This window comes from Streptomyces angustmyceticus, assembly GCF_040701845.1.
Taxonomy (GTDB): domain Bacteria; phylum Actinomycetota; class Actinomycetes; order Streptomycetales; family Streptomycetaceae; genus Streptomyces; species Streptomyces angustmyceticus_A.
The window spans coordinates 1-23,412 of sequence record NZ_JBFBHQ010000015.1 but is presented as its reverse complement, the minus strand read 5'-3'; the positions used below and the strand labels follow the sequence as shown (position 1 = coordinate 23,412).

Annotated in this window: 19 protein-coding genes, 1 pseudogene and 1 riboswitch; of the genes and pseudogenes, 14 read left to right on the top strand and 6 right to left on the bottom strand. The window is 72.7% G+C overall.

Annotated elements, in window-relative coordinates:
• Positions 1-270 precede the first annotated feature (270 nt).
• The 4 genes from AB0411_RS25815 (at position 271) to AB0411_RS25800 (ending at position 5,165) form a co-directional block, all read left to right on the top strand.
• Positions 271-1,611, top strand: a complete 1,341-nt coding sequence (locus AB0411_RS25815; RefSeq protein ID WP_366419658.1) for a M16 family metallopeptidase — start codon at positions 271-273, stop codon at positions 1,609-1,611.
• Between the two features lie 38 nt (positions 1,612-1,649).
• Positions 1,650-3,032 carry a M16 family metallopeptidase gene (locus AB0411_RS25810; RefSeq protein ID WP_366419745.1) on the top strand — a complete coding sequence of 461 codons (1,383 nt, stop codon included), beginning with the start codon at positions 1,650-1,652 and terminating at the stop codon, positions 3,030-3,032.
• A gap of 210 nt (positions 3,033-3,242) precedes the next feature.
• Positions 3,243-3,398: riboswitch (cyclic di-AMP (ydaO/yuaA leader) on the top strand.
• A 12-nt stretch (positions 3,399-3,410) separates the two neighbouring features.
• Positions 3,411-4,190, top strand: a complete 780-nt coding sequence (locus tag AB0411_RS25805; RefSeq protein ID WP_366419657.1) for a M23 family metallopeptidase — start codon at positions 3,411-3,413, stop codon at positions 4,188-4,190.
• 261 nt (positions 4,191-4,451) lie between these two features.
• Positions 4,452-5,165: a GntR family transcriptional regulator gene (locus AB0411_RS25800; RefSeq protein ID WP_366419656.1), complete on the top strand. Its 714-nt coding sequence runs from the start codon at positions 4,452-4,454 to the stop codon at positions 5,163-5,165.
• Positions 5,166-5,440: 275 nt separating this feature from the next.
• Here the strand turns inward: AB0411_RS25800 and AB0411_RS25795 are convergent, their stop codons facing one another.
• Entirely contained in the window at positions 5,441-5,722 is a 282-nt protein-coding gene (locus AB0411_RS25795; protein ID WP_026170334.1) for an HPr family phosphocarrier protein, read from the bottom strand.
• Between the two features lie 209 nt (positions 5,723-5,931).
• Here AB0411_RS25795 and AB0411_RS25790 point away from each other — a divergent pair, with 209 nt between their 5' ends.
• From AB0411_RS25790 to AB0411_RS25775, 4 genes are read left to right on the top strand one after another with little or no spacing between them, the layout of a single operon-like run.
• Positions 5,932-9,009, top strand: a complete 3,078-nt coding sequence (locus AB0411_RS25790) for a bifunctional acetate--CoA ligase family protein/GNAT family N-acetyltransferase (protein WP_366419655.1) — start codon at positions 5,932-5,934, stop codon at positions 9,007-9,009.
• Positions 9,010-9,047: 38 nt separating this feature from the next.
• Positions 9,048-9,641: a DUF5998 family protein gene (locus AB0411_RS25785; protein ID WP_366419654.1), complete on the top strand. Its 594-nt coding sequence runs from the start codon at positions 9,048-9,050 to the stop codon at positions 9,639-9,641.
• Positions 9,641-10,831: an alkaline phosphatase family protein gene (locus AB0411_RS25780; RefSeq protein WP_366419653.1), complete on the top strand. Its 1,191-nt coding sequence runs from the start codon at positions 9,641-9,643 to the stop codon at positions 10,829-10,831. The genes AB0411_RS25785 and AB0411_RS25780 overlap by 1 nt, the downstream gene beginning before the upstream one ends.
• A gap of 59 nt (positions 10,832-10,890) precedes the next feature.
• A complete protein-coding gene (locus AB0411_RS25775; RefSeq protein ID WP_366419652.1) occupies positions 10,891-11,556 on the top strand; it encodes a thymidine kinase in 666 nt (221 codons plus the stop codon).
• 89 nt (positions 11,557-11,645) lie between these two features.
• Here AB0411_RS25775 and AB0411_RS25770 read toward each other — a convergent pair whose 3' ends face one another.
• Positions 11,646-12,422 carry a VOC family protein gene (locus AB0411_RS25770; RefSeq protein WP_366419651.1) on the bottom strand — a complete coding sequence of 259 codons (777 nt, stop codon included), beginning with the start codon at positions 12,420-12,422 and terminating at the stop codon, positions 11,646-11,648.
• Positions 12,423-12,670: 248 nt separating this feature from the next.
• Between AB0411_RS25770 and AB0411_RS25765 the strand changes: the two genes are divergently transcribed.
• Positions 12,671-13,510, top strand: coding sequence for a sulfurtransferase (locus tag AB0411_RS25765; RefSeq protein ID WP_366419650.1), 840 nt, complete (start codon positions 12,671-12,673; stop codon positions 13,508-13,510).
• 113 nt (positions 13,511-13,623) lie between these two features.
• Here the strand turns inward: AB0411_RS25765 and sepH are convergent, their stop codons facing one another.
• Positions 13,624-14,682, bottom strand: a complete 1,059-nt coding sequence (gene sepH / locus AB0411_RS25760; protein ID WP_366419649.1) for a septation protein SepH — start codon at positions 14,680-14,682, stop codon at positions 13,624-13,626.
• A 498-nt stretch (positions 14,683-15,180) separates the two neighbouring features.
• Here sepH and AB0411_RS25755 point away from each other — a divergent pair, with 498 nt between their 5' ends.
• On the top strand, positions 15,181-16,389 hold the full coding sequence (locus AB0411_RS25755) for a hypothetical protein (RefSeq protein WP_366419648.1): 1,209 nt from the start codon (positions 15,181-15,183) through the stop codon (positions 16,387-16,389).
• 84 nt (positions 16,390-16,473) lie between these two features.
• Here the strand turns inward: AB0411_RS25755 and AB0411_RS25750 are convergent, their stop codons facing one another.
• Positions 16,474-17,817 carry a D-arabinono-1,4-lactone oxidase gene (locus tag AB0411_RS25750; protein WP_366419647.1) on the bottom strand — a complete coding sequence of 448 codons (1,344 nt, stop codon included), beginning with the start codon at positions 17,815-17,817 and terminating at the stop codon, positions 16,474-16,476.
• A 324-nt stretch (positions 17,818-18,141) separates the two neighbouring features.
• On the bottom strand, positions 18,142-19,416 hold the full coding sequence (locus AB0411_RS25745; protein WP_366419646.1) for an MFS transporter: 1,275 nt from the start codon (positions 19,414-19,416) through the stop codon (positions 18,142-18,144).
• 181 nt (positions 19,417-19,597) lie between these two features.
• Between AB0411_RS25745 and AB0411_RS25740 the strand changes: the two genes are divergently transcribed.
• Both AB0411_RS25740 and AB0411_RS25735 read left to right on the top strand, forming a co-directional pair.
• Complete coding sequence (locus AB0411_RS25740) at positions 19,598-20,749, top strand: ferrochelatase (RefSeq protein ID WP_366419645.1); 1,152 nt, start codon at positions 19,598-19,600, stop codon at positions 20,747-20,749.
• Between the two features lie 86 nt (positions 20,750-20,835).
• Positions 20,836-21,681, top strand: a complete 846-nt coding sequence (locus tag AB0411_RS25735; RefSeq protein ID WP_366419644.1) for an inositol monophosphatase family protein — start codon at positions 20,836-20,838, stop codon at positions 21,679-21,681.
• Between the two features lie 80 nt (positions 21,682-21,761).
• Here the strand turns inward: AB0411_RS25735 and AB0411_RS25730 are convergent, their stop codons facing one another.
• Entirely contained in the window at positions 21,762-21,938 is a 177-nt protein-coding gene (locus AB0411_RS25730) for a hypothetical protein (protein WP_366419643.1), read from the bottom strand.
• 347 nt (positions 21,939-22,285) lie between these two features.
• Here AB0411_RS25730 and AB0411_RS25725 point away from each other — a divergent pair, with 347 nt between their 5' ends.
• Both AB0411_RS25725 and AB0411_RS25720 read left to right on the top strand, forming a co-directional pair.
• Entirely contained in the window at positions 22,286-22,939 is a 654-nt protein-coding gene (locus tag AB0411_RS25725) for a response regulator transcription factor (protein ID WP_006602630.1), read from the top strand.
• A gap of 5 nt (positions 22,940-22,944) precedes the next feature.
• Positions 22,945-23,412 (top strand): annotated as a pseudogene (locus AB0411_RS25720) (two-component sensor histidine kinase); the annotation flags it as partial.

Genomic DNA, 23,412 nt, shown 5'->3' with positions numbered 1-23,412 from the left:
CTGCCGATGCCGGGGAGACGGCATCGGAACAACGGTCAACCAGTCGGGTCAACCAGCTGAGGGATCGACCCGCGAGTATGTCTGAGTCTGACGCGGACCATTGTGGACCGCCCCACTGACAACGCCGACCGCGACTCCCCCTTCTGCTCCCGCGGGGGCCCGGCGCGGCGCACGCCCGGCACCGGTCGCACGGGAACTTCGCCAGATGCCGACGCGCTTGCATACAGTGACAGAACTTCCTCACAAGCGGATCGAAGGGACTACATGCCCATGGGTCACACGGCCACAGAACAAGCCGGCTCCGGCGGCCTGACAGCGACCGAGCACCGGCTGGCCAACGGCCTGCGCGTGGTGCTCTCCGAAGACCACCTGACCCCGGTTGCAGCGGTCTGCCTGTGGTACGACGTCGGCTCCCGCCACGAGGTCAAGGGCCGTACGGGCCTGGCTCACCTCTTCGAGCACCTGATGTTCCAGGGTTCCGCGCAGGTGAAGGGCAACGGCCACTTCGAGCTGGTGCAGGGCGCCGGCGGTTCGCTCAACGGCACCACGAGCTTCGAGCGCACCAACTACTTCGAGACCATGCCCGCCCATGAGCTGGAGCTCGCGCTCTGGCTGGAGGCGGACCGGATGGGCTCGCTGCTGACCGCGCTCGACGACGAGTCCATGGAGAACCAGCGCGACGTCGTCAAGAACGAGCGCCGCCAGCGCTACGACAACGTCCCCTACGGCACGGCCTTCGAGAAGCTGACGGCCATGGCGTACCCCGAGGGCCACCCGTACCACCACACGCCCATCGGGTCGATGGCCGACCTGGACGCGGCCTCCCTGGAGGACGCACGGGCGTTCTTCCGGACGTACTACGCGCCCAACAACGCCGTCCTGTCGATCGTCGGCGACATCGACCCCGAGCAGACGCTGGCCTGGGTGGAGAAGTACTTCGGCTCGATCCCCGGGCACGACGGCAAGCAGCCCCCGCGGGACGGCACGCTGCCCGACGTCATCGGCGGCGAGCTGCGGGAGGTCGTCGAGGAGGACGTGCCCGCACGTGCCCTGATGGCGGCCTACCGCCTGCCGCACGACGGCACCCGTGAGGCGGACGCCGCCGACCTCGCGCTGACCGTTCTGGGCGGCGGTGAGTCCTCCCGCCTGTACAACCGGCTGGTGCGCCGCGACCGCAGCGCCGTCGCGGCCGGCTTCGGCCTGCTGCGGCTGGCCGGTGCGCCCTCGCTGGGCTGGCTGGACGTGAAGACGTCCGGCGGGGTGGAGGTCCCCGGCATCGAGCGCGCGGTCGACGAGGAGCTGGCCCGCTTCGCCGCCGAGGGCCCGACCCCGGAGGAGATGGAGCGGGCGCAGGCCCAGCTGGAGCGCGAATGGCTGGACCGGCTGGCCACGGTCAGCGGTCGCGCCGACGAACTGTGCCGCTTCGCCGTCCTGTTCGGCGATCCGCAGCTGGCGCTGTCCGCCGTGCAGCGTGTTCTGGACATCACCCCCGAGGAGGTGCAGGCGGTCGCCAAGGCCCGGCTGCGCCCCGACAACCGCGCGGTGCTGGTCTACGAGCCCACCGAGCCGACCGACGCCGCCGACACCGAGGAAGGGGAGGCGGACCAGTGAGCGACGCCACCACCCACGCCGATTCCCCCGTGAGCAGCATGGACTTTCACCCGCAGCCCCGTGGCGGCGCGCCCAGGCCGTGGGCCTTCCCGGCCCCCGACCGCAGCCACCTGCCCAACGGGCTGACCCTCCTGACCAGCCACCGCCCCGGGCAGCAGGTCGTCGCCGTCGAGATCAACCTCGTCGCGCCGCTGGACGCCGAACCCGAGGGCCTGGACGGCGTCGCGACGATCATGGCGCGGGCCCTGTCCGAGGGCACCGACAAGCACGACGCCGAGGAGTTCGCCGCCGAGCTGGAGCGCTGCGGCGCCACCCTGGACGCGCACGCCGACCACCCCGGCGTACGGGTCTCCCTGGAGGTGCCGGCGTCCCGGCTGCCGCGCGCGCTCGGCCTGCTCGCCGACGCGCTGCGTGCCCCCGCCTTCCCGGAGAGCGAGGTCGAGCGGCTGGTGCGCAACCGCCTCGACGAGATCCCGCACGAGCTCGCCAACCCGGCCCGGCGTGCGGCGATGGCGCTGTCCAAGGAGCTGTTCCCGGCCACGTCCCGCATGTCGCGGCCGCGCCAGGGCACCGAGGAGACCGTCGGACGCGTCGATGCCGCGGCCGTCCGCGCCTTCTACGACGCCCATGTACGGCCCGCGACGGCCACCGCCGTCATCGTCGGTGACTTCACCGGCGTCGACCTGGAGGCCGCCCTCGCCGAGACGCTCGGTGCGTGGAGCGGCTCGACGGCCGAGCCGCTGAAGGCCTCGCCGATCGTCGCCGACGACACCGGCCGCGTGGTGATCGTGGACCGCCCCGGCGCCGTGCAGACGCAGCTGCTCATCGGCCGTATCGGTGCCGACCGGCACGACCGGGTGTGGCCCGCACAGGTCCTCGGCACCTACTGCCTGGGCGGCACCCTCACCTCCCGCCTGGACCGCGTGCTGCGGGAGGAGAAGGGCTACACCTACGGGGTGCGCGCCTTCGGCCAGGTGCTGCGCTCCACCGCCCCCACGTCCCCCGAGGGGGCCACGGGCGCTTCGCTGCTCGCCATCAGCGGCTCGGTGGACACCGCCTCCACCGTCCCGGCGCTCGAGGACCTGTGGAACGTGCTGCGCACCCTTGCGGCAGAGGGGCTGACGGACGAGGAGCGGGATGTCGCCGTGCAGAACCTCGTCGGGGTCGCGCCGCTGAAGTACGAGACCGCGGCGGCCGTCGCGGGCACGCTCGCCGACCAGGTGGAGCAGCACCTGCCGGACGACTTCCAGGCGCAGTTGTACGTGCGGCTCGCGGAGACCGGCACGGTCGAGGCGACCGCGGCGGCGGTCAACGCCTTCCCCGTGGACCGGCTGGTGACGGTCCTGGTGGGCGATGCGGCGCAGATCGCCGAGCCCATCAAGGCACTGGGCATCGGTGAGGTGACGGTCGTCGGCGGCTAGTCCGTCATGTGACGGCAGGTCACATATCGACAAAGCAACTCCCGCGACGGTGGTCCGTCGCGGGAGTTGCCGTATGTCCGGTTTATCGCGGCCGACACCTCGGTTCTTGTGGCATCCCGCACAAAAAAGCGGATCTGTTTGCCGATTGAAAGTTGCCCCGTTTAGCGTCGGTCCGGCTGTTCGTCACAAGTCCGCCACAACCGTGGCACCGGACAGTCATCGCCGAGTCCCCGTACGGTGCGAGCCAGGGGAGCCGGGGACCCAGAGTCCCTTGGGGTGAATCGGACTCCCCTCCGGAGGAGCCCGTAGGAGACCTTCCTGCTCCGAACCCGTCAGCTAACCCGGTAGGCGAGAAGGAGGGAAAGGACAAGCCCGTACATGGCGTTCATCCGTGCCACCGGGAAGCACCGTCGTGCGAGCCGCCCCGCTCGATCGACCCGCAACATCGCCGGCATAGCCACCCTCGCGGCCGGTGGCGTCGTCGCCTCCGTGGCCTCGCCGGCGCTGGCGGCCACGGACGAGGCCCGCACCCACGACACCGGTCTGCAGCAGGCCGTCGTGCTCGGTGACGAGCTCGCCAACCACGTCGCGGCCCAGGCCGACGCGCAGCAGGCCGAGGCGGAGGCCGCGGCGGCGAAGGCGAAGGCCGAGGCCGTCGCCAAGAAGCAGGCCGCGGAGGCCAAGCGGCGTGTCGAGGCCGCCCGCAAGGCCAAGGAACGCGCTGCCCGGGAGGCGGAGCGCAAGCGCCTCAACACCTTCGTCGCCCCCGTGGCCGACTCCTACGTGTCCACCTCGTACAAGGCCTCCAGCGGCCTGTGGTCCTCGGGCAGTCACACCGGCATCGACTTCCACGCCGCCTCCGGCACCTCCGTCCACGCCGTCGGCACGGGCACCGTCGTCGAGGCCGGCTGGGGCGGCTCCTACGGCAACAACATCGTGATCAAGATGAACGACGGTACGTACACCCAGTACGGTCACCTGTCGTCGCTCGGCGTCTCCGTCGGCCAGCACGTGACCCCGGGCCAGCAGATCGGCCTCTCCGGCGCCACGGGCAACGCCACCGGCCCCCACCTGCACTTCGAGGCCCGTACCGGCGCCGACTACGGCTCGGACATCGACCCGGTCGCGTACCTGCGCTCGCACGGCGTCAACGTCTGACCTCCCCGCTCCGTCCGGCCGCGCCCCTCAGGGCCCGAGCCGCACGAGCGTCCGCGCGAAGCCCCGGCTCCCCGGCCGGGGCTTCGGCGCGTCCGGTACGCGGCGGGTGCGATCCCGACAGGCCGCGCGGGCCGCGGCTTCTGGCCAAAAAATATCCATGAATAATCGGAGTCCGTCGGAAAAGCCGTTCCGGTCGAATAGAGTCACGGAAAAGTCGCCGACCGGCGGCGTTTCGAGGGGATTACGGCGGAGGCACGGAAGATGCGAGGCCATATTTCCGCGCATGCGGTGTGCACGGCGATTCGCGACGACATTGTCTCCGGTGCGCTGGCGCCGGGGAGCCGGCTGATCGAAGAGATCCTGGCGGCCCGGTACGGCGTCTCCCGGGTGCCGGTCCGTGAAGCACTGCGGACCCTGCAGTCCGAAGGGTTCGTCACCACCCGCCACCACGCGGGCGCCTGTGTCGCCGAGCCCACCGAGCAGGAGGCCGCCGACCTCCTCGACGTCCGGGCCCTGCTGGAGCCACTGGGTGCGGCGCGCGCGGCCGCCCGCCGCAGCCCCGCCCACCTCAAGGTGCTCCGCGGCCTGGTACGGCTCGGCCGCGAGCGGGCCCGGCACGGCAATCCCGCCGATCTGCGCCAACTGGACGGCTGGTTCCACGAGACGCTGGCCCAGGCGGCCGGCAGCCCCAGTCTGACGGCGTTGCTGACCCAGCTGCGGCGCAAGATCGAGTGGATGTACGCCGTGGAACTGCCCGCCCGTACGGGGGAGTCGTGGGACGAACACGGCGCGGTGCTGGACGCGGTGGCCCGGGGGGATGCGGATCGGGCTCGCGCCCTGATGGCGGCTCACGTCGAGCGCTCGCTCCCGGTGTACCGGCTGCGGCGCCCCGCCAAGACGGAGGCGGGGGAGCCGAAGCCGCCCCGGGTGAGGGATCCGAAACCGCCCGTCAACACGGCGCGCGCCCGCTCTTAACAAGAGTCCCGTATACAAAGAAGTGCAGAATGCCTCAAGGAGAGCGCGATTCGGCGTTCCTATTCCGGCTGTCCGTCTTCAGGTTTTATTTGTGCTGCCCAATTGCGCGGAAGGGGCGAGACGGGGAGCGCGCGAAATGACGCACGCCATTTCCGGTTTCCCGATTGCGGCCCGTCCGGGAAGTGGATTCCGGCACAGCGAAACGGCCCCGCCGTGCAAACCGGTCACCGGTTGGCACGGCGGGGCCGCCGCGCGGAGCAGAAGTCCTGGCGGACTCAGACGGTCTCGGGGAGCTCCTCGAGGCCCTCGGCGACGAGCTTGGCCAGACGGTCGAGCGCCGCCTCGGCGCCCTCGGCGTCGGAGGCCAGCACGATCTCCTCGCCGCCCTGGGCGCCCAGGCCCAGGACCGCGAGCATGGAGGCCGCGTTGACGGGGTTGCCATCAGCCTTGGCGATCGTCATCGGGACGCCGGAGGCGGTGGCCGCACGGACGAAGATCGACGCGGGGCGGGCGTGCAGGCCCTCGGCCCAACCGACATTGACGCGGCGCTCTGCCATGGTGTTGCCCTTCAAAGTCGTGACTGTTGTCTAGACCAGTCTCTCACGCTGCCGGGAGTGCTGGGCAGCCCTTTGTCCTGGCCTTTTGTGGTCGTTGGTCTCCCCAAGGGAGGCTCGGCAGGCCGGCCGGACGGCATGCCCGGCCTGCCCCGCACCCCGAGCGTACGCGCGCCGAGCCGGTTGTCGGTGGCCGGTCGTACGCTGTCCGCATGCAGAAGCCGCCGGACCACGCATACCCGACCCACTGGGAAGCCGACGTGGTGCTGCGCGACGGCGGTACGGCGCGGATCCGCCCCATCACCCCCGACGACGCCGAGCGGCTGGTCTCCTTCTACGAGCAGGTCTCGGACGAGTCGAAGTACTACCGCTTCTTCGCGCCGTATCCGCGGCTGTCCGACCGTGATGTGCACCGTTTCACCCACCACGACTACGTCGACCGGGTCGGGCTCGCGGCCACCGTCGGCGGCGAGTTCATCGCCACCGTCCGCTACGACCGGATCAACGACCAGGGTCTGCCCGCCAAGAGCCCCGAGGACGACCAGGCCGAGGTCGCCTTCCTCGTCCAGGACGCCCACCAGGGCCGCGGTGTGGCCTCCGCCCTCCTGGAGCACATCGCGGCCGTCGCCCGCGAGCGCGGCATCCGCCGGTTCGCCGCCGAGGTGCTGCCCGCGAACTCCAAGATGATCAAGGTCTTCACGGACGCGGGCTACACCCACAAGCGCACCTTCGAAGACGGTGTGGTGCGCCTGGAGTTCGACCTGGAGCCGACCGAGCAGTCCATGGCCGTGATGCGCGGCCGCGAGCAGCGCGCCGAGGCCCGGTCCGTGCAGCGGCTGCTCGCCCCGGGATCGGTCGCCGTCATCGGGGCCGGCCGCACCCCCGGCGGCGTCGGCCGCACCGCGCTGCGCAGCCTCCTGGAATCCGGCTTCACGGGCCGGGTGCACGCCGTCAACCATGCCTTCCCCGAAGACATGCAGCACCTGCAGCCCGAAGACGTACCGGCCGTCCGCTCCTTGCGGGAGATCTCCGACCCGGTCGACCTCGCCGTCATCGCCGTCCCCGCGGACAGCGTCCCCGACGTGGTCCGCGACTGCGGCGAGCACGGCGTCCAGGGCGTGCTGATCCTGTCCTCCGGTTACGCCGAGTCGGGCCCGGACGGCCGGGAGCGGCAGCGCGCCCTGCTCCGCCAGGCCCGCTCCTACGGCATGCGGCTCATCGGACCCAACGCCTTCGGCCTGATCAACACCGCCGCCGACGTCCGGCTGAACGCCTCCCTCGCCCCCCGGATGCCCGGCGCCGGGCGTATCGGCCTGTTCACCCAGTCCGGTGCCATCGGCATCGCCCTGCTCAGCGGACTGCACGCGCGCGGCCCCGGTGACGGCGGGATCGCCGGTATCTCCGCCTTCGTCTCGGCCGGCAACCGCGCCGACGTCTCCGGCAACGACCTGCTCCAGTACTGGTACGACGACCCGGACACCGACGTGGTGATCCTCTATCTGGAGTCCATCGGCAACCCGCGCAAATTCGCCCGGCTCGCCCGTCGCACCGCAGCCGTCAAGCCGGTCGTCGTCGCCAAGGGGGCGCGGCACAACGGCACCGCGCCTCCCGGCCACGCCGTGCCCACGGTCCGTGTCCCCGACAGCACCGTCGCGGCCCTGATGCGCCAGGCCGGCGTGATCCGCGTCGACACGGTCACGGAGCTGATCGACGCCGGTCTGCTGCTGGCCTCCCAGCCGCTCCCGGCCGGCCCGCGCATCGCCATCCTCGGCAACTCCGAGTCGCTGGCGCTGCTCGCCTACGACGCCTGCCTGACCGAACAGCTGCGCCCGCAGAGCCCCCGGGTGCTGCCCTCCGCGGCAACGCCGGACGACTTCGCGGCCGCCCTGGCCGAGGCGCTGTCCGGCGACGGCTGCGATGCCGTGATCGTCACGGCCATCCCCTGGGTGGGGGAGGGGTCCGCCGTCTCCCCGGCCGACAGCGAGGGCGCCGCACTCGCCGCCGCCCTGCGCACCGCGGCCGAGGCACATCCGGAGAAGCCGGTGACGGTCGTCCACCTCGCCATGGACGACCTGGCCGAGACCCTCGCGGCACCGGCACCGGCACCGGCACCGGCACCGGCCCAGTCGTCCGAGTCCGCAGCCGCAGCCGCAGCCCCCGCCCCGGACAAGGCCGCCCCGGACTCTGCGCCCGCCGGCCCGGCCCCCGCGCACGCCCGCCCCGCGAACCGGGCTCCGGCACCCACCCACTCCACACACTCCCCGCCGACACCCTCACCCCCACCTGCCCCGTCGAACCGCGCCCGCCCCCTGCTCCCCCCGGGGCCGCCGCCCACCCTCGCGGCACATCAGCCGGCCCCGTCCCGCGACGCCGACGCCGCGACCGTGCCCCGGCACCGCCCCGACCCCCTCCGCATCCCCGCCTATCCCGCCGCCGAGCGCGCCGTGCGCTCCCTCGCCGAGGCCGTCCGTTATGCCGCATGGCGCCGGGAGGCCGCCGAGCCGGGCCGGGTGCCCGAGTTCGACGACATCCAGGAGGCCGCGGCCGGTGCCGACATCGACCGCCTCCTGGACCGCCTCACCCCCGACGCCCCCACGGGCCGCTCGGTCCCGGTGCCGTCCCAGGACGCCGAGGCCCTGCTCGCCCGTTACGGCATCCACACCCGGCCGGTCCTCCCGGCCCCCGATCCGGACACCGCCGTCCGCGCCGCCGCCCGCCTCGGCTATCCGGTGGCCCTCAAGACCACCGCGCCCCACCTGCGCCACCGCGCCGACCTCGGCGGGGTACGGCTCGATATCGCCGGCGAGGCGGAACTCCGCCGCACCTATACCGAATTGACCGATTTCCTCGGCTCCCCGGAAGTGCTGCGTCCGGTCGTCCAGTCGATGGTGCCGCGCGGCGTCGACACGGTCATCCGTGCCGCCATCGACCCGGCCGCCGGCGCCGTGCTCTCCTTCGGCCTGGCCGGGGCGCCCTCCCAACTGCTCGGCGATGTCGCCCACCGCCTCATCCCCGCCACCGACCGCGACGTCGCCGAGCAGATCCGCTCGATCCGCTCCGCCCCGCTGCTGTTCGGCTGGCGCGGCTCCCAGCCCGTGGACACCGCGGCGCTGGCCGACGTGCTGCTGCGCGTCTCCCGGCTCGTCGACGACCACCCCGAGGTCGTCGGGGTCGACCTCGAACCGGTGGTCGTCGCAGCCCACGGCCTGTCCGTCCTGGGAGCGACCGTGCGCCTGGCCCGTGCCCCCGCCACCACTGACCTCGGCCCCCGCCGGCTGCCCGTCTACTGAGGCTCTCGCGGCCCGGTACGCCCCGTAAGATGGACCCCATGGCTAAGACCGGTACGACGACCCAGGGGCTGCGCGCGGCGATCGAGCGCAGCGGCTATTACCCGACGCTCGTGGCCGAGGCGGTGCAGGCCGCGGTCGGCGGCGAGCCCGTGGTGTCGTACCTCGTCCACCAGGAGACGACCTTCGATGCCAACGAGGTCCGCCGCCATGTCACGGTCCTGGTCCTGACCGGCACCCGCTTCATCGTCAGCCACACCGACGAGCAGGCCGCCGACGCCACCTCCCCGTCGCCGTACGCCACCACCTCCACCGAATCCGTCAAGCTGAGCCGGATCTCCTCCGTGGTCCTCAGCCGGGTGGTCGCCAACCCCGAGTCGTACACCCCGGGCCAGCTGCCCCGCGAGGTCGTGCTCACCATCGGCTGGGGCGCGGTCGCCCGCCTTGACCTGGAGCCCGCCGCCTGCGGCGACCCCAACTGCGAGGCGGACCACGGCTACACCGGCTCCTCCACCGCCGACGACCTCTCGCTGCGGGTCAGCGAGGCCGGCGACGGACCGGACTCGGTGCGCGAGACGCTCACCTTCGCCCAGGCGCTCTCCGAGGCCACCGCGGCCACCCCCACCGCCCGCTGATGGTCCACGCAGCCCCCGCCTGGCCGGAACCCGAACCGCTCGACCCGCTCGGCGCCCCGGTACCGCAGTACGGCACCGGCTCGCTCGCCGATCTGCTGCCCACCATCGCCACCGGGCTCGGCATGACCGGCCTCGCCACCTCCATGGAGCTGGCGCCCGCCGACCGGGCCTGCGTCTTCCTGATCGACGGCCTCGGCTGGGAGCTGCTGCGGGCCCACCCGGAGGAGGCGCCGTTCCTCACCTCCCTCCTGGACACCTCCTTCAACGGCAGCGGCCGCCCGCTCACCGCGGGCTTCCCGTCCACCACCGCCACCTCGCTCGCCTCGGTCGGCACCGGCCTGCCCCCGGGCGCCCACGGTCTGCCCGGCTACACCTGCGAGAACCCGGCCACCGGCGCCCTGATGAACCAGCTGCGCTGGTACCCGTGGACCGAACCGCATGCCTGGCAGCCGTATCCGACGGTCTTCCAGCGCGCGGACGCCGCCGGAATCCACACCTGCCAGGTCTCCGCGCCGGGCTTCCAGCACACCCCGCTCACCCAGGTCGCGCTGAGCGGCGGCACGTTCCACGGCCGCCTCTCCGGCGAGGAGCGGATGGACCTCGCGGCCGAGCAGCTCGCCGCCGGTGACCGTTCGCTCGTCTACACGTACTACTCCGAGGTGGACGGCAAGGGCCACCGCTACGGCGTCGACTCCGACGCCTGGCGCGGCCAGTTGATGTACGTCGACCGGCTCGCCCAGCGGCTGGCCGAACAACTGCCGCCGCGCAGCGCTCTCTACGTCACCGCCGACCACGGCATGATCGACATTCCTTTCGACCCCGAGTCCCGGATCGACTTCGACGAGGACTGGGAACTGCGCGCCGGCGTACGCCTGTTGGGCGGCGAGGGGCGCGCGCGCCATGTGTACGCCCACCCGGGCGCGGCCGCCGATGTCCTCGCCGTGTGGCGCGAGGTGGTCGGTGAGCAGATGTGGGTGGCGAGCCGTGAAGAGGCCATCGCCGCGGGATGGTTCGGGCCGCAGGTCGACGACCGGGTGCGTGCCCGGATCGGTGACGTCGTCGCGGCCGCGCACGCCGACATGGTGATCATCGCGACCGAACGAGAGCCCCGCGAATCGGAGATGGTGGGCATGCACGGCTCGATGACCCCGGTGGAGCAGCTGGTGCCACTCCTGGAAGTCCGCACCTGACCCCCGCGGCCGCGCCCGCCGTCCCCTCCCTCACGAGCCCGAAAGGCCCGCAACTCCCCATGCCCGAGCTGGTGTTCTTCTCCGGAACGATGGACTGCGGAAAGTCGACACTTGCTCTGCAGATCGAGCACAACCGCTCCTCGCGCGGCCTGCAGGGCATGATCTACAGCCGCAACGACCGGGCCGGCCGTGGCAAGCTCTCCTCCCGCCTCGGCCTGGTCACCGAGGCCGTCGAGGCCGCGCACGACATGGACTTCTACACCCATGTCGTCGGCCACCTCTCCTCCGGCGGCCGGGTCGACTACGTCATCGCCGACGAGGCCCAGTTCCTCGCCCCCGAGCAGGTCGACCAGCTCGCCCGCGTCGTCGACGACCTCGAACTGGACGTCTTCGCCTTCGGCATCACCACCGACTTCCGCAGCAAGCTCTTCCCCGGCTCCCAGCGCCTGGTCGAACTGGCCGACCGCATAGAGGTGCTGCAGGTCGAGGCGCTGTGCTGGTGCGGGGCCCGCGCCACGCACAACGCCCGTACGGTCGACGGACGGATGGTCGTCGAGGGCGCCCAGGTGGTGGTCGGCGACGTCGTCGGCGATGTGGACAGCCCGCAGGCCGTGGTCGGCTACGAGGTGCTGTGCCGCCGGCACCACCGCCGCCGCCAGACGTCGGCGACCGCCCGCGCCGCCGCGCTCTCCCCGGACGTGCTGCCGGTCGACAGCGCGAAGTAGGCCGCACGCCTCACTTGGCAGAACCCGCCCACTACGGACGGCGGGCAGCGCCGGAGGAGGCCGGGCGCGGCCGTGTGTGTGACCGTTCCTCAGTCCCGCTGGATGATCGTGAAGACGGCGCCCTCGCTGTCGGAGACCGTCGCCAGCCGGCCGTGCGCCGAGTCCCGGGCGGGCTGCAGTACCTGGCCGCCCAGCTCGGTGACCCGACGGGCCGAGGCGTCCGTGTCGGAGACGGCGAAGTACGTCATCCAATGGGAGCCCCGGTCGCGCGGCAGGGCGTTGCCCACTCCGTGGATACCGGCCACCGGGTGGTCCTTCAGATGCAGCGTCAGGTAGTCGAAGCCGGCCGCGACCACCGGCTCCGCCTCGTAGCCGAAGACATGCTCGTAGAACGTCAGGACGGAGCTGGTGTCCCGGGTGACCAGCTCGTTCCAGGCCGGAGTGCCCCGCTCGCCGGTGATCGCGGTACCGGTCATCGATCTGCCCTGCCAGATGCCGAAGATGGCGCCCTGCGGGTCGGAGACGATCGCCATTCGCCCCGCGTCGTCGTCCGCGTCCAGCGGCCCGACGCCCACCGTGCCGCCGCAGGAACGGATCTGCTCGGCCGTCGCGTCCGCGTCGTCGCACGCCAGATAGGTGGTCCAGGCGACCGGGAGATGACGGTCGGGCGCCAGTTCGCCGACCCCGGCGACTTCCCGGCCGTCGAGGAAGGCCCGGGCGTACGGACCGAAATGCTGCGGTCCCGGGCGGAACTCCCAGCCGAACAGCGCGCCGTAGAACTCCTGCGTCGCGGACAGGCTGTGGGCCAGGAGGCTCACCCAGCAGGGCGCGCCGGGCATCCGCCGGGTCGCTGCCTCGGTCGTCATGGTCACTCTCCTCGGAGGCGTCGGGGGCTGACCCTGTGCGCCACGGGCGCGGGTCCCGTGCAGATGCTCGCACCAGGTGACCTGGTGTGCGCCCCGGCCGCGCCGTCCATGGCAGGTTCGCGGGGGAGAATGCCCTTTTTGACGTTTCCCATCCGCCCCAGAGGCGTTACCGCAGGACGTAACTGCGTCATACGGAGGGTGGGCACCTACCTTCTGTACGTAGCCGTCGCTACGCAAGGATGAGTCCCATGAATGTCATCATCACCGCTACCGAACTCGCGAGCGAGCTGGCGCAGCCCACCGCTCCGGTGGTCCTGGACGTCCGCTACCAGCTCGGCGGTCCGCCCGGCCGTCCCCTGTACGAGGCCGGCCATGTGCCCGGCGCGGTTTACGTCGACCTCGACAGCGAGCTGGCCTCGCCGCCCGGCCCGGGTGGCCGCCACCCACTTCCCGACCTCGATGTCTTCGCCGATGCCATGAGGGCCGCCGGCGTCCGGGCCGACCGCCCCGTGGTCGTCTACGACGGCGGCCAGGGCTGGGCGGCCGCCCGCGCCTGGTGGCTGCTCCGCTGGACCGGCCACCCCGACGTACGTGTCCTGGACGGCGGCCTCGCCGCCTGGGAGGCGGCCGGTGGAACCCTGAGTGTCGATCAATCGACTCCGCAGGAAGGTGACTTCACCCCGGTGCCCGGTGGCCTGGCGCTGCTGCGGGCGGACGACGCGGCCGCAGTGGCCCGCCGCGGAGTCCTGCTGGACGCGCGGGCCGCCGAGCGCTACCGCGGCGAGGTCGAGCCCATCGACAAGGTCGCCGGTCACATCCCGGGCGCCGTGTCCGCCCCCACGACCGAGAACGTCGTCGAGGGCGGCACCGTCTTCCGCGACGCGTCGGAACTGGCCGAGCGCTTCGCGTCGCTGGGCGCCACGGCGAACGCCGAGGTCGGCGTGTACTGCGGCTCCGGGGTCTCCGCCGCCCACCAGGTACTGGCCCTCGCGATCGCGGGCGTCCCCGCCGCCCTGTACGTCGGCTCCTGGAGCGAATGGTCGGCCGACCCGGCCCGCCCCGTCGCCACCGGCCCGCAGCCCGGCTGAGCCCCCGCCCCGGCCTCTGACGGGGCGTCGCACAACGCCGTTCGCCCGCCCCCTTGTCCAGGGGCGGGCGAACAGGGGCTACCGGGCGGGAAGGTCCCTGGGGTGTCCCGCTGCTACTCCGGCTTCTTGCGCCGGGTGCCGAAGACGATCTCGTCCCAGCTGGGCACCGCGGCGCGGCGGCCGGGCCGTACGCCGTCCGCCTCGGCCTGCCGGTCCGTCGTCCCGGTCAGCCGGTCGCGGTGGCCGGCCACCGCACGCGGCATCAGCACATCGGCGTACGCGGAACCCGCGCCCGCACTGGCCGCCGGGGCGGGCGGCTCCTCGACCTCGGCCTCGGACTCCTCGTCGCTCTGCGCCGACTTCACGCTCTCCGGTACGACCATGTCGCCGCGGAAGCTCGGCACCGCCTCCAGCAGGCTGGTCAGCGAATCCCGCTCACCGACGGCCTCCTCCGCGACCTGCGGCTCGCCGTCGTCGTCACCGGACTGCGCCGCGCGCTCGCCGCGCTCGGACGACTGCCGGTCCAGCGCGCGGTCCAGCGGCCGGTCGCGCGGCAGCCGCGCGATCCGCGGCACGAACGGGAAGCTCGGCTCGGGCGTGTCGTCGCTCTCGCCGATCAGCGCCCGGGCCTCGTCGTCCACGGCCTGGACGAGCCGCCGCGGCGGGTCGTACGTCCAGCTCGCCGAGTGCGGTTCGGTCGCGACGCGGTAGACCAGCAGCACTTCCCAGGTGCCGTCGTCGCGGCGCCAGGAGTCCCACTGGACGCTGTCCTTGTCGGCGCCGCGCAGCAGCAGGCGCTCCGCCACCGCTTCGCCGAGCTGCGGACCGGTGTTCTCGCCGGGCCGCCGTACCGGGGTCTTGCGGGCCCGCTCGGCCATGAAGGCGCGCTCGGCGAGCACCGGGCCCTCGAAGCGGCGCACCCGGTCGACGGGGATGCCGGCGAGCTGGGCGACCTCCTCGGCGGAGGCACCGGCTCTTATACGGGCCTGGATGTCCCGCGGGCGCAGGTGGCTCTCGACCTCGATCTCGATCTGGCCGAGGCGTGCACGGTCGTTGCGGACGGCGGCGCGCAGCCGTTCGTCGATCGGAAGCGTGTACTCGGTGCTGTCCGCAGCTTTGAGCACCAGCCGTGTGCCGTCGTTGGAGACGGCCACGACACGCAGTTCGGGCATGGGGACCTCCCGGGTGGTGCCTGCCGACGTCACTCGCGTCGCTGCTTCCGCTAGTCGAGTGTGGCCTGCCCGGGTGCAGCCTGCCACAACATTGCCGAGTTGCCCGGCGTGTCGGGGCTTGGCCCTGAAACGCCGTTATGACACGGTTACCTGTTCGCCACGCTCAGTGACCATGCCTCTTGCCCTGTCGCCGTTCACCCGTACCGAGCGGCGGCGCCCCGGGGTGAGTGCCGCCTTCATGGCCCCCTCCCATGGGTTCCGGGCAGCCGGACGGGAACCGGGGCCAGGGCTCGCCACAGTACTCCATTCGGACCACTGAGGTGGACCGCCGCGCCGCCGAACTTCTGGGCGGGCAACGGAGTTGGGTCGCCTTGTCGATCTCTCTACCTGGCACGCAGGTGGCAAGTTTCACAGATTCCCCAAAATCGGAACTTTTGGCTCCGCCGAATGGTCACTTCTCCATGCAAGATGGATCGAAGGGGCTAGCAAAGGTTGGAGATGGACGAAGAAACCGAAAGCGACACGAAGAAGAAGGAGAAGCGGATTGACCTGAGCCTTGCTCAGGTGGCCGGCAGCGCGCTCGCCGCGGCGGTCGCGGCGTACCTCGCGGGCCGGCTCGGCGTCTACGGAACCATCATCGGCGCAGGCGTGGTCAGTGTCGTGGCCACCACCGGCGGCTCGATATTCCAGCACCTGTTCCGGCGCACCGGCGAACAGCTCAAGGAAGCGTCGGTCACCACCCGGCCGAAGCCGCGCCGCTTTTCCTCCGCCCGCACTCGATCCAGCACACCCGACGCCCGGCAGGCCGGACCCACGATGGTGCTGCCGACCTTCGACAAGGAGGGCGCGGAGGACAAGGTCACCTCCGTCGCCGCCAGAACGAGCGGGCCCGGCGCGGCCCGTACGCAGGTGATCCCGCGGGTCGAGCAGGCCCGGCGGCGCGACCCGGCAGGCGCCCACCCCGCCCCGGCCGATGACCCGACGCGGATGCTGCGCCCCGCCGACCCCGAGGCCACCCGCGCCCTGCGCGCGGTCGACGGGAGCGGCCCGGGGCGGCCCGCCGACCGGACGCAGCAGGTGCCGCGGCTCGACCAGCGGACCATGGCGCTGGGTCAGGCGGGCGGCCGTCCGGCCGGCGTCCCGGCCCCGCGGCATCCGGCCGGCCCGCCCGAGGAGCTCAGCACCGCGACGTACGGCACCCGGCTGCGCGGCTGGAAGCGGCCGGCGCTCGGTGCGCTCGCGGTCTTCGCGCTCGCCATGGGCGTGGTCACCGGCACCGAGCTGATCACCGGGCAGACGCCGAGCGGGGCGCAGGGCACCACGCTGAGCAACCTCACCCACACGGGGGGAGGGGGCCGGCAGCAGCACCGCACCCCGCAGCGGCCCGGCTCCGGCCACTCCCCGGACGCCGGTGACCGGAGCGGCGGCGGCGACCGGAGGAGTCCGGACCCGGGCAACTCGGCGGACACCGGTACCGGCAAGGACGAGCACGGCGGCACCCCGTCGCCGGACCCGGACCCGTCCGACGGGGGCAGGACCTCGCCGGACCCCGGCACGTCCTCCTCGCCGGACCCGTCCCCGAGCGGCTCCGCCGGTGACGGCGGTACCGGCTCCGGTGACAACCCGAGCGGCTCGGAGGAGCAGGGGGGCCACTCCAACGGACAGCAGTCCGCACCGGAGGTCCCCGAGTCCGGCGCCTCCTCCTGACCCGAGGGCCGTCCGGACGAGGCGGACCCGCGACGGCCGCGGCCCGGCGCCCACCCCAGGGCGCCGGGCCGCGGCCGTCGTCGGTCAGTCCCCCAGGACCCGCCGCAGATAGGCGTTGGCGAACCGGCGTTCCGGGTCCAGCCGGTCGCGCACCGCGGTGAACTCCCCGAACCGCGGATAGACGCCGGCTAGGTAGGCGGCGTCGCGGGTGTGCAGCTTGCCCCAGTGCGGGCGCCCGTCGTGGGCCGTCATGATCCGCTCGGCGGCCGCGAAGTACGCCTCGTACGGCGTCCCGCGGTACATGTGGACAGCGAGGTACACGGTGTCCCGCCCCGAAGCGGTGGAGAGCGGGATGTCGTCGGCGGGCGCGGTCCGCACCTCCACCGGGAAGCTGACCTTGAAGTCCGAGCGCTCCACCAGGGACTTGAGCTCACCCAGCGCCGCCACCGCGGCCGCGCGGGGCAGTGCGTACTCCATCTCCACGAACCGCACCCGCCGCGGCGAGGTGAACACCTTGTACGGGATGTCGGTGTACGTACGGGCCGACAGCGCGCGGCTGGAGATCTTGGCGATGCCCGGTATGGCGGCCGGGACGGCCCGCCCGACGGTGCAGGCGAGTTGGAAGACCCCGTTGGACAGCAGCTCGTCCTCGACCCAGCCGCTGATCTTCCCGGGGGGCGCCGCCGGACCCTGGCTGCGGTTGTTGCGCTTGGTGTTGCAGCTGCCGGTGTGCGGGAACCAGTAGAACTCGAAGTGCTCGTTCTCGGCGACCAGCTCGTCGAACCGGTCCGTGACCTCGTCGTAGGACATCGGTTCCTCGCGGGCGGTCAGCAGGAACTCCGGTTCCACGGCGAAGGTCAGCTCGCTGATCACGCCCAGCGCGCCCAGGCCCAGCCGGGCCGCGGCGAAGACCTCCGGGTTCTCCTCGGCGGAGCAGGTCAGGACCGAGCCGTCGGCGGTCACCAGTTCCAGGGCGGTGGTCTGGGCGGCGATCGATGCCGAGTCGCGGCCGGTGCCATGGGTGCCGGTGGACGTCGCCCCGGAGACCGTCTGCTCCATGATGTCGCCCATGTTGGCCAGCGACAGTCCGTGCGCGGCCAGCGTCTCGTTGAGGAGCCTGAGCGGTGTACCGGCCGCCACCGTCACCGTGCCGGCCGCGCGGTCGACCCCGCGGACTCCGGTCAGCCGCTCGGGGCGGATCAGCAGCCCGTCGGTGGCGGCGGCCGGGGTGAACGAGTGGCCGGTGCCGGCGGCCTTGACCGTCAGTCCGTCCGCCGCGGCGGCGCGGACCGCTGCCGCCAGCTCCTCGGTGTTCGCCGGGGCCGCACTCCGGGCGGGGCGGGCGGTGACATTGCCCGCCCAGTTGCGCCACGGCCCGGTTGTCGGGCCGCGCCCTCCCGAGCCGCCGACGGCGTTGCTGACTGCCATGGTGACGTCCCCTCCCTCCGCGCGGGCCGGCCGCGTTCGGCCGCCGTGGTTGAGCGCATGATGTCAGTCGCCGACGCCCCGTCAGGGTGGGGTGACGGGAATCACAGCGGCAGGGAACCGGCCGGAACCGCCCGGCTCCCGGACATGTCGTACCGCGGGTAACTCGCCGACGGGCGGGGTGGGTTCGCGCGGACCGGCGCGGCGGTGGGCGCGATGGGGATGCGTGGGCAGGGAATGGCGGTGCGCGATGCGTGCGGGCGCGGCCGTCGTGCTGCCGATCGACGCCGCGCACGGCGGGAGCCGTTCGGACCCCGCCGGCGCCCTCTAGGCGACGCTCTCCTCGCCCTGCCGTTCCGTGGCCGGACCGGTCGCGCCGGGCAGACCGCCCGCCACGGCCGGGCTCGCCACCGCGGGCGCGGACTGCGGGCGGAGCCTGCGGTAGCCCGCGAAGGCCACCAGGGCGGCGAGCAGGCCCGCCGCCCCCGGGACCAGGTAGCCCCGGGCGGCCCCGGCGGCGTCCACCACCCAGCCGGCGGCCGACGAGCCGAGGGCGACGCCCACCGCCAGGCCGGTGCTGGTCCAGCTCATGCCCTCGGTCAGCTTCGAGCGCGGCACATGCTCCTCGACCAGCGCCATCGTGGTCACCATCGTCGGGGCGACGGACAGCCCGGCGACGAACAGCGCGACGGCCAGCAGCGGCAGCGAGCCCACCAGCTGCAGCGGCACCATGCTCACGGCCATCACGCACACCCCCGCCACCCAGCGGCGGGACGGATGCCCCTTGAGGTGGAGCAGGCCGAAGACCGCGCCGGCCGCACACGACCCGAGCGCGTAGACGGCGAGGACCAGACTGGCCGCCGCCTTGTGCCCGACCTCCTCGGCGAACGCCACGGTCACCACGTCGACCGCCCCGAAGATCGCGCCGGTGGCCACGAACGTCACCACCAGCACCTGCAGCCCCCGTGAGCGCAGCGCGGACCCCTTGGTGTGCTGTTCGCGCGGATGCGGCACCGGCTCCGTCGCCCGCTGCGCCGTCAGCCAGAAGACACCCGCGGCCAGGAAACCGGCGGCCAGCAGCGGCCCGGCCTCCGGGAACCACGCGGTGGACAGGCCGATGGACAGGATCGGCCCGACGATGAAGCACATCTCGTCGACGATCGACTCCCACGAGTACGCGGTGTGCAGATCCCGCGGGGAGCCGCGGTGGATCTCCGCCCAGCGCGCCCGGATCATCGAGCCCACACTCGGCACGCATCCCGCGCAGGCCGCGAAGACGAAGAGCAGCCAGTCCGCCCAGCGTTGCTGCGCGCTCAGCAGCAGCCCGGCGACCGCGGCGATCGACACCAGGGTGGCCGGGCGCAGCACCCGGCGCTGGCCGTGCCGGTCCACCAGCCGGGATATCTGCGGGCCGAGGACCGCGGCGGACAGCGCGAGGGTCGCCGACAGCGCCCCGGCCAGGCCGTAGCGGCCGGTCAGCTGGGAGACCATCGTGACGATCCCGATGCCCAGCATCGACAGGGGCATCCGGCCCAGCAGCCCGGCGGCGGAGAACGACTTGGTGCCGGGGCGGCCGAAGAGGGCGCGGTAGGGACTGGGCAACGGGGGTGCTCCGCCGGTGAGGACCGAAAGATCGGTAAGGAATGACAGGGGCCGATACAGCTTACGGGCGGTGCGCCGCCGAACGCCTCCGGATTTCCGGTACCGGCCGCGGCGCGGGACGGCCCTCCCGGCGCCGGGACCTGGCCGCCGCACCCGTGGGAAGGGTGGCAGGATCGATGGCATGCCCGAACAGTGCGACCCCCGCCCCTATGACGCCCTGCTGCTGTTGTCCTTCGGCGGTCCCGAAGGCCCCGACGACGTCGTCCCGTTCCTGGAGAACGTCACCCGCGGCCGCGGCATCCCCCGTGAGCGCCTCAAGGAGGTGGGGCAGCACTACTTCCTGTTCGGCGGCGTCAGTCCCATCAACGCCCAGAACCGGGAACTGCTGGACGCCCTGCGCAAGGACTTCGCCGAGCACGGCCTGGACCTGCCGGTCCACTGGGGCAACCGCAACTGGGCGCCCTACCTGACCGACACCCTGCGCACCATGGTCCAGGACGGTCACCGCCGTATCGCCGTCCTGGCGACCAGCGCCTACGCCTCGTACTCGGGCTGCCGGCAGTACCGCGAGAACCTCGCCGACGCCCTCACCGCCCTGCGGGCCGAGGGCCTGCCGGTGCCGCAGGTCGACAAGCTGCGGCACTACTTCAACCACCCCGGCTTCGTCCGCCCGATGGTCGACGGCGTCCTGGCGTCCCTCGCCGCGCTGCCCCAGGAGGTGCGGGACGGCGCCCACCTCGCCTTCACCACGCACTCCATCCCCACCGCGGCGGCCGACACCTCCGGCACGCCCGCCGACCACACGCAGGACGGCGCGGGCGGCGCCTATGTCGCCCAGCACCTGGACGTGGCGCGGATGATCGCGGACGCGGTCCGTGCGGAGACCGGTGTGGACCACCCGTGGCGGCTCGTCTACCAGTCCCGCAGCGGCGCCCCGCACATCCCCTGGCTGGAGCCGGACATCTGCGACCACCTGGAGGAGCAGCAGGCCGCGGGCGTTCCGGCCGTCGTGATGGCGCCCATCGGGTTCGTCTCCGACCACATGGAGGTCAAGTACGACCTGGACACCGAAGCCACCGCCAAGGCCGCGGAGCTGGGGCTTCCGGTCGCCAGGTCGGCGACCGTGGGAGCCGATCCCCGGTTCGCGGCGGCCGTCCGCGACCTCCTCCTGGAGCGCGCGGCCGCCGAACGGGGCGCCGCCCCGGAGCGCTGCGCCCTGGGCGCCCTCGGCCCCGGCCACGACCTGTGCCCCGTCGGCTGCTGCCCCGCGCGCGCCCCGCGCCCGGCCGCCGCCGGCGCCGACTGGCGGGGCCCGGCCGAAGCCCCCGCGTAGCCCCACGCTCCCGGGTGACGACTGCCGCATCCGGGGCACAAGCCCGTACGCCCGCCCGACCACCGCTCGTCCGAGCAAGGAGCATCGTGCCCGACCCGCTGCACCCCGACGCCCCGCAGACCGACCCGGCGCGGAGCGACGCGCTGTACGACGAACTTCTCGAGCTGGCCCTGGAGGCCGCCCGCCGCGCGGGGACCCTGCTGCGCGACGGCCGGCCCGCCGATCTCGGTGTGGCCGCCACCAAGTCCAGCCCCATCGATGTCGTCACCGAGATGGATCTCGCCTCCGAGAAGCTGATCACCGGCTTCATCGGGGAGCACCGCCCCGACGACGGCTTCCTGGGGGAGGAGGGCGCCAGCTCGGACGGCACCAGCGGCATCCGCTGGGTCATCGACCCCGTCGACGGCACCGTCAACTACCTCTACGACCTGCCCGCCTGGTCGGTGTCCATCGCCGCGGAGAAGGACGGCGAGGTGGTCGTGGGAGTGGTGGCGGCCCCGATGCGCGGTGAGACCTGCCAGGCCGTCGTGGGCCGTGGCGCGTTCAACAACGGCGAGCGCCTCCGTCACCGGCCCGCGCCGCCGCTGTCCCAGGCGCTGATCGGCACCGGCTTCGGCTACCTCGCCGAGCGCCGGGCCGGCCAGGCGGAGGTGGTGCGCCGGCTGCTGCCGCAGGTCCGCGACATCCGGCGCGGGGGCTCGGCCGCGATCGACCTGTGCGATGTGGCCTGTGGACGGCTCGACGCCTACTACGAGCGCGGCCTGAACCCCTGGGACCTGGCGGCCGGCGACCTGATCGCCCGCGAGGCCGGCGCGCTCACCGGCGGCCGCCCCGGGAAGGCGGTCTCCCAGGAGCTGACCCTCGCCGCCTCCCCGGCCCTGTTCGGGCAGCTCCAGCCGCTCCTGGACGAGCTCGGCGCCTGGCACGACTGACCGGACCGCGTCCGGGCACCACAGCGCCCCGGCACCATCCCCTGGATGCCGGGGCGCTGTCGCTGTGCGCCGGGGAGAGGTCAGGCGTTGCTGACCGCTCCGTACCGGACGCCGTGCTCTGTCGCCAGTCGCTGCAGATCCTCGAGTTCCGCCTGCTCGACCTCGGCGAGGAAGTCATCGCCCGCAGCGCGGGCCCGGTCCCGATCCGCTTCGGTGTTCTGTATGCGCTGCAAAATGCCTGCGGTGAACGCGTCCATGTGCGCCCCCTCGTCGTGGGTCGGTGGGCACGGGGGTGTGCCGACGGGTGGGTCGATCACGGCGTGGTCCCTGCGATGGATCAGTGCATGGCTCGTAGCCGAAGAAACAGGGCGTGATCGCGGGTGTGCAGTCGTCCTCCCCACCCCCCACCTCAGGGAAACCTCAACCCGTCCGGGAATCATGTCCGCCGGTACCGGCGGCCGGGGCCCTCCACCCCTCCGCATCGGGGCCCTCCACCCCTCCGCACCCCTCTTACCGCCGGTTTATGGCTCTTCGGGGCAGGATGGAAGAGCTCTGAAAGACATTGTTGTGCTGCCCGAAAGGGCCCTGAGGAAGGACTAGCGACGTGCGTGTTCTCGTCGTCGAGGACGAGCAGCTGCTCGCCGATGCGGTGGCCACCGGACTACGCCGGGAGGCCATGGCGGTCGACGTGGTCTACGACGGCGCTGCCGCCCTGGAACGGATCGCGGTCAACGACTACGACGTCGTCGTGCTGGACCGTGACCTCCCGGTCGTCCACGGCGACGATGTCTGCCGCAAGATCGTCGAGCTGGGGATGCCCACCCGCGTCCTGATGCTCACCGCCTCCGGCGACGTCAGCGACCGCGTCGAGGGCCTGGAGATCGGCGCGGACGACTACCTTCCGAAGCCCTTCGCCTTCACCGAGCTGACCGCCCGGGTGCGCGCCCTCGGGCGTCGTACCACCGTCGCGCTGCCGCCCGTCCTGGAGCGGGCCGGCATCAAGCTCGACCCCAACCGCCGCGAGGTGTTCCGTGACGGCAAGGAGGTCCAGCTCGCCCCGAAGGAGTTCGCGGTGCTGGAGGTCCTGATGCGCAGCGAGGGCACGGTCGTCTCGGCGGAGCAGCTCCTGGAGAAGGCCTGGGACGAGAACACCGATCCGTTCACCAACGTCGTACGGGTCACGGTCATGACGCTGCGCCGCAAGCTCGGCGAGCCCGCGGTGATCGTCACCGTCCCCGGCTCGGGATACCGGATCTGACGGCGATGCCCTCCCTGCCCTCGTTCTCCAAGGCGGCGACCCCGCCGCCGCCCATTCCGCCCAAGCCGACCTGGGACCCCAGGCCGGTCGATGTGCGTCCCTTCCCATGGCTGCGGCCGACGATCCGGATACGGCTGACGCTGTTGTACGGCGGCATGTTCCTGATGGCCGGGATCGTGCTGCTGACGATCATCTACATGCTGGCCGCGGACGCGCTGCACGACGGCAGCGCCCTGCCGCTGAAGATCCTCGGCGGGAAGTTCCAGTCGACCAGCGACATCTGCGACCTGCCCACCGAGACCTCCGGGCAGCTGCTCCAGCAGGCCGTCGAGCAGTGCCTGCAGCACCAGCGTGCGCTGGCCCTCAACAGCCTCCTCAACCGTTCGTTGCTGGCGTTGCTGGGTTTGACGGTGGTGGCGTTCGCGTTCGGTTATGCGATGGCGGGGCGGGTGTTGTCGCCGTTGGGTCGTATT